Below are 13,167 nucleotides of genomic sequence, written 5' to 3' on the forward strand. Positions count from 1 at the left end.
GCAGAAGCTGGCTTATGCAGTTTTAGGAGGGTTTACTTTATGGCGAGAAGTATTGAATACGCTGACCATAAGAAGCACCAGAGGACTTATCTGGACGGACTGAAACGATATAAAAACAAAGGGGTCCGCATTATAATTGACGGGGAAGAATGCCCGGAGTCAGATTGGGAACGCATATTTGAAATGGGGGAAGACGGCGGATTCTATATGGGAGACTATGTGGGCGCTGAACAGGGATGCCTTAGGGAGATCCGGTTTGACAAGGTATACCTTTGCGACCCTCCTAAAAAGAAAAGGAAAGAGTAGGAAAAATTAGCTTAATAAAAGGGAGTTTTTATGGGCGTGCTGCCGGAAGTACCATTCCAGCCTGTGCAGCCAAAGCAGGCAGTGCGCCCGTGATGCTCCTGAGATAAACACGCCCCGGCATACTCTGGGGCGTGGCCTGGTAAATGACCATAAATTGTAAGCAATTAAATGTCCCAATCCTATTGTTTTGTGGTAGAATAAAAACAATCATAGGATACTGGAGGACAGGATGAGCAGAAGAAAAAAAGGTCACGGCTGCGGGATTACAGTGTTGGTCCTGCTGCTGCTTTTTATACTGGCAGGCGGGGCCGCCGGATGGATTTATGTTAAGAAATACATGCCAAGCAGTGAACTGTCTGATAAGGCCAAGGTATTTGGTATTAAAAGCGGGCAGGTGGCATTGCTTTTAGATAATGAACTGCAGGAAGAAAAGGGAATTTACGAGGACGGTCAGGTATACCTGCCGGTGGATTGGGTGAACCAGCACCTGAACCAGCGTTTTTACTGGGACGAGGGAGAAAAGCTGCTGGTTTATACGCTGCCGGAGTCCATTGTATATGCGGATGAAAGTACACAGGGGGAAAAGGGACCTCTGTTTAAGGTGACGGACCAGGGGATGTATTTATCCCTGGGACTGGTGGTAAATTATACGGATATCCGTACCCAGTCCTTTGCCACAAGCCAGATCAAGCGGGTGTTTATCGATACCATATGGGAGCCCTATGACACTGCTGTCATAAAGAAGACAGGGCGGGTCCGGGAAAAGGGCGGGGTTAAAAGCCCGATCCTCACAGAACTGTCCCAGGGAGAGTCCGTGGATGTTCTGGAGCCCATGGAAAAATGGTCCAGAGTGAGGACCGGAGACGGTTATATTGGCTATATTGAGAACAGAAAACTGGAGGCGGGAGAGCAGGTGATGCCTGAGAGCCTGTTTGAAGCCCCTGTATATACCAGCATTTCCATGGATGAAAAGGTCCGGTTGGGATTCCATCAGGTGACACGCCAGGAGGCTAACAGCACACTGGAAAGCTACGCGGGTGTCACAAAGGACATGAATGTGATCGTCCCCACCTGGTTTAATGTGGTATCCAGCGATGGGACCTATAATTCCCTGGCAAGTAAGGAATATGTAGAGAAGGCACATGACATGGGGCTTAAAGTATGGGCCATGGTGGAGAATGTGAGTACGGAGGAAAGTGTAAAAAACCTTAATACCAAGACTCTTATGTCCTCAACCAGCACAAGAAAGAAACTGATCGCCAATCTCATGCAGGAAGCTGAAACATATGGCTTTGACGGTTTTAATCTGGACTTTGAAAGCCTGAAGGCAGAGGCCGGTCCCCATTACGTGCAGTTTATCAGGGAACTGTCCGTGTCCTGCCGCCAGAAGGGGCTGGTACTGTCTGTGGATAATTATGTTCCATCCTCCTACACTGCTTTTTACAACAGGCGTGAGCAGGGAATCGTGGCGGATTATGTGATTGTGATGGGATATGATGAACACTATGCCGGCGGGGAGGCAGGAACTGTTTCCTCCATTTCCTATGTAAAGGACGGAATAGAGAACACGCTAAAGGAAGTTCCAAAGGAAAAGGTGATCAATGCTGTTCCCTTTTATACCAGGGTATGGACGGTGAATGACGGAAAGACCACATCCAAGGCCTATGGCATCAAGGATGCGCAGCAGTGGGTCAAGGACAACAATGTGGAATTGACCTGGGATGACAGCCTGGGACAATATTATGGAAGCGCGGTGAACAGCAGCGGTGAACAGCTGATATGGATGGAGGAGAATGAATCCATGAAGCTTAAGATCGACTTGATCAGGGAATATGACCTGGCAGGAGTGGCCTGCTGGAAGCTGGGATTTGAGACACCGGAAATATGGGACATTGTGTCCACGGTAAAATAGACGTAAAACCGGGGGATGGATATGAGAAGTAAGAAGTGGATGATCGGAATTGCCATGGCAGCCGGCATAAGCGCTGCAGCAGCCGGATGCGGCAGGGAGGTGGCAGTGGAGGAAAGCGCACGGCCCTCGGTGAGCCGGACAGAGGAACCCTCATCTGAGGAACAGACACAAAAGCCCACCTCCCCTCAGCCCTCTGAGATAGAGCCATTTCCAGGCGCTGAGAAGGAGACAAAGGCGGAACCGTTAAAAGGCGGAAAACGAATCGTGGTGATGACTGATATCCACTATCTGGCTCAGTCCCTGACCGATCAGGGGGATATGTTCCGGTCTATGGTGGAGCATGGGGACGGCAAGCTTACCAATTATGTGTGGGAGATCACAGATGCAGCGTTTGAGGAAATCCAGTTGCTGAATCCCGATGTGCTGATCATAAGCGGAGATCTGACGCTCCAAGGGGAAAAGAAGAGCCATGAGGAGCTGGCGGAAAAGCTGGAACAGGTGGAGAATGCCGGTATTACCGTGGTGGTCATTCCGGGAAACCATGATATTAATAATCCCAGTGCGGCCGTGTACTCTGGTTCGGACCGTTTTCCGGCAGAGCCCACTACACCGAATGATTTTGTAAGGATATATGACGAATACGGCTACGCGGAAGCGAACAGCCGGGATCCTAATTCACTGAGTTACACTTATGACCTGGGGCCTGCCATGCGCCTGCTGATGCTGGACACCTGCCAGTATGAGCCGCGCAACCGGGTGGGCGGTATGATAAAAACAGAAACCTATGAGTGGATAGACCGACAACTGGAGGATGCCCGGGATGACGGGGTGATATTGCTTCCTGTGGCACATCATAACCTGCTGGAGGAAAGTAAGGTGTATGTGGATGACTGCACTATTGAGCACAGTGAGGAACTGATCCAAAAGCTGGAGGGTGAGAATATCCCTCTGTTCCTCAGCGGGCACCTTCACGTACAGCATTATATGCAGAATAATGACATTGGGATCTATGAGATCGTCACCAGTTCCATGAGCACCCCGCCCTGTCAGTACGGGGTGCTGGAATACATGGAGGATGAATCATTTTCCTACCATACAAACCAGGTCAATATTGAGAAGTGGGCCAGGAAGCACAGGAGTACGGATGAGAATCTGCTGAATTTTAATACATACAGTCCTCCTACTCTGAACCGGATCTTCTATAATCAGGCATATGATGCCATGAAGGATTCGGCGGAGGAGGAAACGGGAAGCGTCTATGTCAAGCTGACAGAACCTGAGAAGCAGCAGATGTCCAAAGTCTATGCGGATATCAATGCGGCCTGCTATGCGGGCAAGGCATATGAAGTGGCGGGGCGGACTGTAAAGGAACCAGGATATAAGATGTGGCAGGAATATTGTTATCCCAGCATCCTTTATGAGTATCTGGAATACATTGTGGAGGATGCCGTGAAGGATTATAACAGCCTGGCAGTGGAATAAAACAGGTCTTTTTCTTGTGGATGGGTGAATATACTGGATTAAAGGTTATCAGGGAGCACCCATTGATGAAGCAATCAGCATGGCAGACTGTGATGGGGATCCTGCTGCTTGGAATCGTGGCCCTTATATCGTGGCAGGCCGGGACACTGGTGTCGGTGCAGAACCATAAGGCGGATGCAGACAAGGCGAAGCCGGTGGTGGTCATAGATGCAGGACACGGAGGGAACGATCCTGGCAAGGTGGGAATCAACGGACAGCTGGAAAAAGACATTAACTTAAAGATTGTGCAGCGCCTTAAGGAGTATCTGGAGGCAGCCGATGTAAAGGTGGTGCTGACCAGGGATTCGGATCAGGGGCTTTACAACTCCGGCGACAGCCATAAGAAGATGGCGGATATGCGCAGGCGTTGCGAAGTGATTGATGAGGCAAATCCTGACCTGGTGGTGAGCATCCATCAGAACAGTTATCATGAGGAGTATGTGTCCGGCGGCCAGGTCTTTTACTATAAAACCTCAGAAAAAGGAAAATATCTGGCGGAACTTCTACAAAAAAGGTTTGATTATGTGCTGGGAGAAGCCAACAAACGATTGGCCAAGGCCAATGATAATTATTATCTTCTTCTTCACGTAAAGGCGCCCATTGTCATAGTGGAGTGCGGTTTCCTCAGCAACAGCAAGGAAGCGGCCCGCCTGGAAGAGGAGGATTACCAGGACAGGATGGCCTGGACCATCCACATGGGAATCCTTCAGTACCTGAACACGGTGGGGAACCAGACCGCCAAGCAGTAAGGCCAGCGCCAAAACGGAATAAGACAGGAAGCTGTTCGTCATATGAGAATCCCGGATTCTCATTTGACGAACATTTTTTATAGGCACAGCAGGGCCGTACACAGGGGGATGTAAATAAAAGCAATGCCTTGCTATTATGTGCCCAGCCACATATAATGAAAACAGGATGAGCGCAAAAGAACCAATGTGTTGGAAGGTTTAAAATGGAGGAGATATGGATCAGGATACGGGAAGTAAGATAACCGGAAGTAAGATAAGTGGAAGTAAGATAACCGGAAGTAAGGTAACAGAAGAAGAGACATGCCTGTGCCCGGATGTGAAGGAGTCACTGGTAGGTGCGGAAGGAGCCATCCATCTGGTTCCCATGAACCATGTGGGCGGATATGATGTACGGCCGGGCTTTTATGATATTTACGGAGCCACGGCAATTCCCGGGGGTGTGAATTTTACCATCCATTCCCACGCTGCCACCGGGGTGGAGCTTTTGTTATTCAGGCGGACCGAGGATGAGCCGTATGCCGTGCTGCCATTTCCGGAGCATTACAGAATCGGCAATGTCTACTCCATGATCGTATTCAAGCTGGACATTGGGGAGTTTGAGTACGCTTATCGGGTGGCTGGACCCTGGGAGCCGGAAAAGGGGCTGATCTTTGACCCATCCAAATACCTGCTGGACCCATATGCAAAAGCAGTAACCGGACAGAGCCTTTGGGGTCAGCCTTCAACTCTGGGCCAGCGTTACAAGGCCCGGGTGGTAAAGGATGACTTTGACTGGGGTGATAACCCCCAGCCGCTGATCCCCATGCAGGACCTGATCATATACGAGCTTCATGTGAGGGGGTATACAAAGCATGGGTCATCAGGCGTAAGATTTCCGGGTACATTTGAGGGGCTTAAGGAGAAAATCCCCTATCTGGTGGAATTGGGGGTCAATGCAGTGGAGCTGATGCCCATATTTGAGTTTGATGAAATGTTGGATTACAGGGAGATTAATGGGGAAAAATTGTACAATTACTGGGGATACAATACGGTCAGCTTCTTTTCACCCAATACCAGCTATACTGCCAGCAAGGAGTATAACCGGGAGGGAAATGAACTGAAGCGTCTGATCCACCTGCTTAATACCCATGGAATCGAGGTGTATCTGGACGTGGTGTTTAACCATACCGCGGAGGGAAATGAGAACGGACCTTATTTTTCATTTAAGGGGTTTGACAATAACATCTATTATATGCTTACACCGGAAGGGTTTTATTATAATTTCAGCGGGTGCGGCAACACTCTCAACTGCAACCATCCCATTGTACAACAGCTGATCGTCAGCTGCCTGCGCTATTGGGTAACAGCCTACCGGGTGGATGGATTCCGATTTGACCTGGCTTCCATTCTGGGACGCAATGAGGACGGCTCGCCCATGGATAAGCCTCCCCTTCTCCAACAGCTGGCCTTTGACCCCATACTGGGAAATGTCAAGCTGATAGCTGAGGCATGGGATGCAGGCGGCCTGTATCAGGTGGGAAATTTTCCTTCCTGGAACCGGTGGGCGGAGTGGAACGGGCGTTATAGGGATGACATGCGGCGGTATCTGAAGGGGGACGAGGGGATGGCCCAGGCAGCGGCCCTGCGCATAGCCGGATCCGGTGATATATATGAACCCTCTGTCCGGGAGAATGCTTCCGTCAATTTTATTACCTGCCATGACGGGTTCACACTGTACGATCTATATTCCTATAATGAAAAGCACAATGAGAGCAACGGATGGGACAACACGGATGGAAGCAATGACAATCACAGCTGGAACTGCGGGACGGAAGGGGAGACCAAGAATGAGGCGGTAAATGCCCTGCGCCGGCGGATGATACGCAATGCCTGCGCGGTCCTGATGTGCAGCAGGGGGATACCCATGTTTCTGGCAGGAGATGAATTTGGAAATACCCAGTTTGGCAACAACAATCCTTACTGCCATGACGATGAGGTGTCCTGGCTGGATTGGAGCCTGCTGGATAAGAACTGGGACATATTCCGGTTTTTCCAGTTTATGATCCATTTCAGGAAGGAGCATCCGGTTCTGCGGTCCAATATAAGCGATGGGTTTGGCGGGCTTCCCGATATCAGTTTTCACGGTACAAGTCCATGGATTAAGGAGTTTTCCAGCTATGACAGATATATTGGTGTGATGATGGCGGGACAGATTGAGGGGAAGGCGCCGGAGGCTGTCTATATCGCCAGCAATGCGTATTGGGAACAGCTGGATGTGGTGCTTCCTGAACTGCCGGAAAGCATGGCGTGGTCACTGGAGGTCAGTACCTGGGAGAATGACAGCAGGGAAGGAAAGCCTGTGGAAAGCTCTTTTGTGATACCTCCCAGGACCGTGATGGTATTTTGCGGGAAAATATAAGAAAAAGTCCACATAAAACTTGATGGGGGAAGAGTAAATGGTTGAAAAAAGCGGCTTTACCAGAGATAATCCTTAAGACAAAGAACGCCCCGGTTTGCGGCATATTTGGTCCCGGTTCAGTCAGCGTAGACCACTACGCTAACTGAACCGGGGCCCGCTACGCTGGCTGCACCGGGACCAAAATTTCCCGTAAAGTGTGACGCACATCTGGCGAATAGTATCTGACGAACAGCATTTTACAAACACGTTCTAGTACTTTTCTGTCCGGGGGTATGAAGCCGGTTTCATAGGGGTTATACTGTACATAAAAAACAGCGGACCCTCTCTTCAAAGGCTTCCGCTGTAAATAAAAAGAGCGCGAGACGGGATTCGAACTCTACCAATATCGGGAAAGCTACTAAAATCAAGGAGGAACGCACACTGTCTACCGTGTGTCTACAGGCTGTCTACAACTTGGAAATCAGAGAGGAAAGCTGTCAAGGGGTCTGCGGAGCAGATACATTTTACCCCTTTACTGCTTGTTATAGAGGTTGATAATGTTTCAAAATTGTAAAGGAGGTTGATAGAACAGTTTTTGTCTATCAACCTCTTGGTTACTTCTATTTTTCAAAAATAAATCTATTTTCCTTTAAGTTTCCATCGCTCATATCTAAAAAGGGACTAATGGCAATCAATCTACCATCTTCAAAGATAAAGTGATTGTATTCGCATAAATAATAGATATACTCATCAGGATAAATATCGGATATCGGAACATATTTTTCTCCGTCTTTTATGTAACATTGAAAAGCCCTTCCGGTCTGTTCGTTGCGTTCTTTAGATTCAATCGTATCATCGGAAACAATAAAATAACCGCTGTCCTCACAATCTCCTGGAACCATAGCCTTGTATTCACCGTTTATTATACCACCTGTCAAATGATATTCGCCATTTATTTCAATATCGGAACTTGTATTTTCTGAAGCGATTTCTCGCGTTTTAACAATGCCATTTAACACCCACGCTCCATTTTCATTTACTTCATAACTATTTTCTGCTATAGCATTTGTCAATAGCCACCCCTCTGAATCAAAATAATAACATTCTGCAATTCCATCATTATTACCGTCAATCCAGTACCAACCATTGCTTGCATAGGAACCGTCCTCATTATCATACCACCATTTGTTTTGATTTTCTTCGGCTCCCGTCTTCCATGTTCCAGCAAATGCTGTACTCGACATTGCCATTGAAATCACCATTATTGTTGGAATCATTTTCTTAAATTTCATTTTGCCCTCCTAAAATTTATTTTATATTGTTACAGGATATTATTTTATAGCTTCAACCTTTTGATTGCCTCTTTAGGTTAAACATCGCCATTACAAGGATTTGCTAGTTTCTTCATTTCTTCCCGTGTAAATATGTAGTATTTTCCGTTAAACTCATTTATGTATCCAACTCGTGTAGGTATTTCAAATAATGTTCCATTATCAGTGTACGGTCTTGGATTGGTGTAGTTTTCAGGAAGTACTGTATATAAACTTGTACTATTTGTTGAATCAGCCCAATATTGAACACCATCTATTGTCAGCAGTGTTACTACATGAAACAAACCTTTGAAGTCTATTGACATAGATTCCGCATTGATTCCAGCGGCTTTACACATAGCTGTATATAATTTTGTATAATGTTCGCATACGCCCCTCCTGTCTCTTAAAGCGTAATATTCCGGTGCTCCGGTATAAACAAAATCGTATGTAAAATATTGGTGAACATATTTTAATATGTTCATTGCCGTATCATATTGACTATCGGCTATTGTAATTTCAGACAAATGTTCAACAGCAAATTCGCTTATAACAGCAGCACCAATTGCCCTATCGTCCTGCCCTTTCACCATACCGGCATAGGGGGTGTTGGCTGTTAATTCTCCATACGCTTCATTGATTGAATTATATGGGGGTTTCCCTTCTACATCGGCAACTGTCAGAGGGCGAATTCCATTTTCTAAAAAGCAATCACTTCCCATTTCATGCATAGCCCCCATCTCTAGTTCTACAATCCCCAAATCAGCCAATCGTGACATTTCCTGTGGCGTTTTTCCTATAAATTCCCATGTTTCCCCATCTTCTGATGGTCTGGCGGCAACTGCTGGAATAGTAGTCGTTGAAACCGCAAACACTGTCACAAGTACTGTAATTAATATCTTTTTCATAAAAATCACACCCTCTTAATTATTTTGTAAAAGTTTGAAATCGCTATTTCAATACTATTATCTAATTTGCTCCTCACCATCTCTCATTTTCCCTCCTAAATTTTTGTTTTGTCTTATTACAAGACATTATTTTCTCAAACCTAATATATCATATTATCTGTCCTATGACAAGACATTTATGAACTTTAGAAGGAGATAATATGCCACGGATTATAGATGGTTCAACAATGAACATGACGGGTCAAAAGATAAAACAATATCGGAAAGAACGCAAAATGAGCCAACAGCAATTATCAATCAAATTGGAAACTCTAGCCGTATACATTTGTAGAGGTTCTATTTCTCGAATTGAAGATGGTTCTCGAACAGTAACGGATATAGAACTTTATGGCTTTTCCAAGGTTCTGCAAGTGCCAATAGAACAATTTTTTATGAGTTGAACAAATATTTTTTATAAATGGATATATTCGCACCTTATTTAATCCTTTGAATTAGAGCACTGTAAAAACCAAAGCAAGGGAATGCCAATAAAAATATAGCATTCCCTTGCTTTTTTATTCGTTATTCCCTAAATCAAAATCATCGAGCAGAAGGTCAATAACAGAATCTGCTTTTTTCTGTATGTACGATAGGAAGCTTTCATCTACAGGATCAAATGTCTCTCCCACTTCAACAAAGAATGCTATTATCCCCCACTCATCAGATTTGATTTCTGAATATAATTCCATGTTTTCCAAATAAGTTCTTTCATCAAAAGTAACTGTATCCATTTTTTCCAAAAGCTTCTGTATCAAAAGCGCCCCATTCATTGAGAGGATATCATTTTCGAATGTTGTATTTTGAATCTGGCTCATCTTTTTGAAAAGTTCTAAACTTTCCTTCTGTGATTGGAAAAATTCATTTGGGGAGTGACCCATATTGACTATTGTTTTTTTCGCATATTTATTGAATAATTCCCGTCCCAGTTGATTTAAACACGCATATTCTTTAACAAATTCCCATGCAATCCACGGAATTCTATTATGCACATCAAAATTTTCTAGCAACACAAGTTGCTTCTTCATAGGTAATTCAACAAACTTTTTTGTAATTTCATCAATATAATAATTCCTTTCCATCTCTTCCCGATAAAAACTCATCTCATCACTAGAATTACATTCACATAAAATTTCATTTGCAACTGTTTGACGCCTTTTTTTCTCACAAGTTGAAAGTTTCCCACCTTGTGGTTTTGATATCAACGTATTAAACTCATTTATCAAACCGATATACAGCCTTTTTTCGGCAGTACTTATCTGGGGTGTCAAATTATAATGCTTTAAAAGTATCTCCCGCACCTCTTCTGGGAAAATTCTTTTTCCTGAAAACCACTTTTCTTTTGCCGAATCAGAATAAAAATCACAATGTTCATTCTTTAATAATTCCATTAAATATGATGACGATTCATTATTCATAAGCATTTGAATTTTTAGTCGTTTATGAAATGGGATTTCTAACTCTGAATATGTCATCGTCCTAAATGATACTCTTGCCCTGCCTGTCTGTTTCATATGTATCTCCTCTGCTTAATAGAGTAATCAAAATATTATATCGTGATTTATCCTCTTTGTATACCCCACAAATTCGTTCGTTCTTTTCTAATAATTTCCTTAATACGTGTGTTCTATTGCTCGTATACAATTAATGGTAATATATAGACAGGATAGCTATCCAATAAAAGTAATACAGGAGGAACAAATGCAGTCAAAGAAGGAAATATCTGCTGTGATCGCATTGATAACAGCAATGCCAAAGGGAAAATTTTTTCCTTTCAAAAATGGCACATGGCAAACCTATGATGGTGATACAATCCGGGGTAACCTCTATTTAAATGGGTTCCCTGCATTGAATTACTACATCACTGAACCGGGGAAAATGCATATTTTCTTCGGGACAGATAATCCGCCACGAATTAGTTATGAAGAGTTTGTTTTCAACGGAAGTGATAGCATATGGGAAATTACAAGTGTTGCAAAAACCTACGCTATCGCCCCTCAAATTGCTTCATATCTTGACGGGTTATTACAATACATAGAAGACGGAGGAAAGTTATATGTTGAAACCGAGTGATTTTATCATCACCAACTTTTCAGAGTTAGCCCAGGGACAAACCGGCCTGTGTGTGGGAGTTCGCCCTTATTACAAGGATTACAAAGATGGCATTGCCGGAGAAATTGGCGGCCATAGCTATGACATTGTATTGCCGTTTCGGAAATACGAACATATTTCAATGAAGGTGCCCGGTTCTGCCTTGATTAATCCCGAACTGTTCAGCACCCCCAACGCCGTTGTACCCATTGAGCAGATTCAAGGTTTTTCTGCCCGTTGGTACAAAACCGCCAACATGACAGATTATTCGCTGTCATGTAAGGCTTCTGGTTTCACGATATCGAAGGAGGCAAAAGCATAATTGGACAAGTGGCTTGAAAAATTTGACCGCTTGACCGATGGAGCCGTGGAGGGACTGAAAAAAGTCCCTTCACAGCTCCGTAATAACAAACGGTTGATATCGAAATTAATTTTATTTACTTTGATTCTAGGGTTGGGTCTGATGTCCGTTATCTGGGTTCTGACTGCATTTGTAAAAGCCATAGAATATCTCTATGGAATCTGGGTTGAGAACACGGAGTTGATTATCATACTCTTTGTTAGCCTGTGCATGCTCTTAGGTTCTATCACTTCGCAGATAAGTAAACACCGTGAAGAAAAAGAGCGCAGAAAACGGGAAGAACTGGCACGCCAGCAAAAGAATGCCTCTACACAATATGCCTACCTGCGTCTTTTCCTCTATAAGATTTTAGATGAAAGACTGTGCAGTTTAATAGAGGTGGTGAAACCTGTTGCCCCCAACCTGCTGAATGCTGTCACCCCGATAACCATAGATGACAGGCACGCAATTATTTACTATAATTTTCAGCTTCATAAAACAAAGACCCTGCCGTTTTCACAAGGAACCGACTACGTTAGCAACCTAATTTCCTCTCATGTTATAGCGAAAACGCAAATAGAGGGAATAGAGGGAATCACGGCGCCCGTAGGGGATAGCCTTATTACCCCAGTGCATGTAGATTCCGTAAAAGACCTTGGTTCAACCGCTATTATCGTTTTAGTTTTGGACTGTGAAGCATACAGGGAGTTAAAGGAACAGCAGGGGCATTCCATGCAATCCCGTGAATTAGTTGAGCATATCTAGGAGGTGGCTTATGATACTCGGATATAGCCTTGTAGATTGAGAAGAATACGGAATAAAGACCGCAATTCATACTGATATTTGTAAAAATCCCCATTCCCTGATTACAGGCAAGTCTGGAAGTGGGAAGTCGCAGAGTTTTCTTTGGTATGCCTATCATATTTTACAGGAGCAGGAAAGCATTTTGTATCTGGCAGACTTTAAAGCCGGAAAGGAATATGCCCCTCTGAAAGGCTGTTCCGCTTATTCCTGCGCTGATAGTGCTGTTTCTATGATATACAACTACTATGAGTTATACTCTGAAATTCGACATCACCAAAATCCAGAGATAGGTCACGTGACGCTTGTCATTGAGGAATGGTTCGGCTTATTGAGCTACATAGAGAGCATAGACAAAAAGCAAAAGAATGATTTGATGGCGAAGGTCGGAGAAATCCTAGCATTAGGACGAGGGATTGGAAATGGAATTGGAATCTTTCTTCTTGTCCAAAGGGCAGACAGTTCAAACTTTTCCGCCGGATCACGCGAGCAATTCCAAAACCTTCTCTGCTTCGGAAGGCTTAGCCGTGAACAACGTCTTATGCTGTTCGCCGGCGAAGATTTAAACAATACCCGGAACTATAAAACCGGTCAAGGAATCGCTCTGATTGACGGGCAGGAAGGGGCTACAGAAATTATCGTCCCTTGGATTCCTGAACAAGATATACTGTTAAAACGTATACGCAACTATATGGACAGACAGCCCTCGATTCAGGAATTGCTACACCAGATACAGTCAACCGGCGGCGTTGCGGAGCATAAGCCATAGGTTGACCAGAGCAGGGGGCGAAGCCCCTTGCTCCATACCGAAGTCGC

At 44.7% G+C, this 13,167-nt stretch carries 13 protein-coding genes; 10 read left to right on the forward strand and 3 right to left on the reverse strand.

Going from position 1 to position 13,167, the window contains the following annotated elements; genetic code table 11:
• Nucleotides 1–39: 39 nt before the first annotated feature.
• From HMPREF9469_RS19620 to glgX, 5 genes are all read left to right on the forward strand, one after another.
• Entirely contained in the window at nt 40–306 is a 267-nt protein-coding gene (locus tag HMPREF9469_RS19620) for a hypothetical protein (protein WP_007865682.1), read from the forward strand.
• Nucleotides 307–535: 229 nt separating this feature from the next.
• Nucleotides 536–2,218 (forward strand): glycosyl hydrolase family 18 protein, encoded by a 1,683-nt coding sequence (locus tag HMPREF9469_RS19625; protein WP_007865683.1) that lies wholly within the window; start codon nt 536–538, stop codon nt 2,216–2,218.
• Between the two features lie 21 nt (nt 2,219–2,239).
• Entirely contained in the window at nt 2,240–3,700 is a 1,461-nt protein-coding gene (locus HMPREF9469_RS19630; protein ID WP_007865685.1) for a metallophosphoesterase, read from the forward strand.
• A gap of 65 nt (nt 3,701–3,765) precedes the next feature.
• The gene (locus HMPREF9469_RS19635) at nt 3,766–4,488 is read left to right on the forward strand and encodes an N-acetylmuramoyl-L-alanine amidase (RefSeq protein ID WP_007865688.1); all 723 of its coding nucleotides are present in this window, start codon (nt 3,766–3,768) and stop codon (nt 4,486–4,488) included.
• Nucleotides 4,489–4,852: 364 nt separating this feature from the next.
• Nucleotides 4,853–6,886 carry a glycogen debranching protein GlgX gene (gene glgX, locus HMPREF9469_RS19640; RefSeq protein WP_227884486.1) on the forward strand — a complete coding sequence of 678 codons (2,034 nt, stop codon included), beginning with the start codon at nt 4,853–4,855 and terminating at the stop codon, nt 6,884–6,886.
• Nucleotides 6,887–7,485: 599 nt separating this feature from the next.
• On the opposite strand, the gene HMPREF9469_RS30760 is transcribed toward glgX, so the two are convergent.
• Together HMPREF9469_RS30760 and HMPREF9469_RS19650 are read right to left on the reverse strand one after the other, a co-directional pair.
• Complete coding sequence (locus tag HMPREF9469_RS30760; protein ID WP_007865699.1) at nt 7,486–8,157, reverse strand: hypothetical protein; 672 nt, start codon at nt 8,155–8,157, stop codon at nt 7,486–7,488.
• 77 nt (nt 8,158–8,234) lie between these two features.
• Nucleotides 8,235–9,083: a transglutaminase domain-containing protein gene (locus HMPREF9469_RS19650; protein WP_007865712.1), complete on the reverse strand. Its 849-nt coding sequence runs from the start codon at nt 9,081–9,083 to the stop codon at nt 8,235–8,237.
• 200 nt (nt 9,084–9,283) lie between these two features.
• Here HMPREF9469_RS19650 and HMPREF9469_RS19655 point away from each other — a divergent pair, with 200 nt between their 5' ends.
• Nucleotides 9,284–9,523, forward strand: a complete 240-nt coding sequence (locus HMPREF9469_RS19655; protein WP_040416890.1) for a helix-turn-helix transcriptional regulator — start codon at nt 9,284–9,286, stop codon at nt 9,521–9,523.
• 114 nt (nt 9,524–9,637) lie between these two features.
• Here HMPREF9469_RS19655 and HMPREF9469_RS19660 read toward each other — a convergent pair whose 3' ends face one another.
• Entirely contained in the window at nt 9,638–10,633 is a 996-nt protein-coding gene (locus HMPREF9469_RS19660; RefSeq protein WP_007865714.1) for a hypothetical protein, read from the reverse strand.
• 187 nt (nt 10,634–10,820) lie between these two features.
• Between HMPREF9469_RS19660 and HMPREF9469_RS19665 the strand changes: the two genes are divergently transcribed.
• From HMPREF9469_RS19665 to HMPREF9469_RS19680, 4 genes are all read left to right on the forward strand, one after another.
• Nucleotides 10,821–11,192, forward strand: a complete 372-nt coding sequence (locus tag HMPREF9469_RS19665) for a hypothetical protein (RefSeq protein WP_007865716.1) — start codon at nt 10,821–10,823, stop codon at nt 11,190–11,192.
• Nucleotides 11,176–11,532, forward strand: coding sequence for a hypothetical protein (locus HMPREF9469_RS19670; RefSeq protein WP_007865718.1), 357 nt, complete (start codon nt 11,176–11,178; stop codon nt 11,530–11,532). Before HMPREF9469_RS19665 ends, HMPREF9469_RS19670 begins: the two co-directional genes overlap by 17 nt.
• Nucleotides 11,533–12,315 (forward strand): hypothetical protein, encoded by a 783-nt coding sequence (locus HMPREF9469_RS19675; protein ID WP_007865719.1) that lies wholly within the window; start codon nt 11,533–11,535, stop codon nt 12,313–12,315. It begins immediately after the preceding gene.
• A 181-nt stretch (nt 12,316–12,496) separates the two neighbouring features.
• Complete coding sequence (locus HMPREF9469_RS19680; RefSeq protein ID WP_007865720.1) at nt 12,497–13,120, forward strand: hypothetical protein; 624 nt, start codon at nt 12,497–12,499, stop codon at nt 13,118–13,120.
• Nucleotides 13,121–13,167 lie beyond the last annotated feature (47 nt).

It is taken from the genome of [Clostridium] citroniae WAL-17108 (assembly GCF_000233455.1).
In the GTDB taxonomy this organism is placed as follows: Bacteria; Bacillota; Clostridia; order Lachnospirales; family Lachnospiraceae; genus Enterocloster; species Enterocloster citroniae.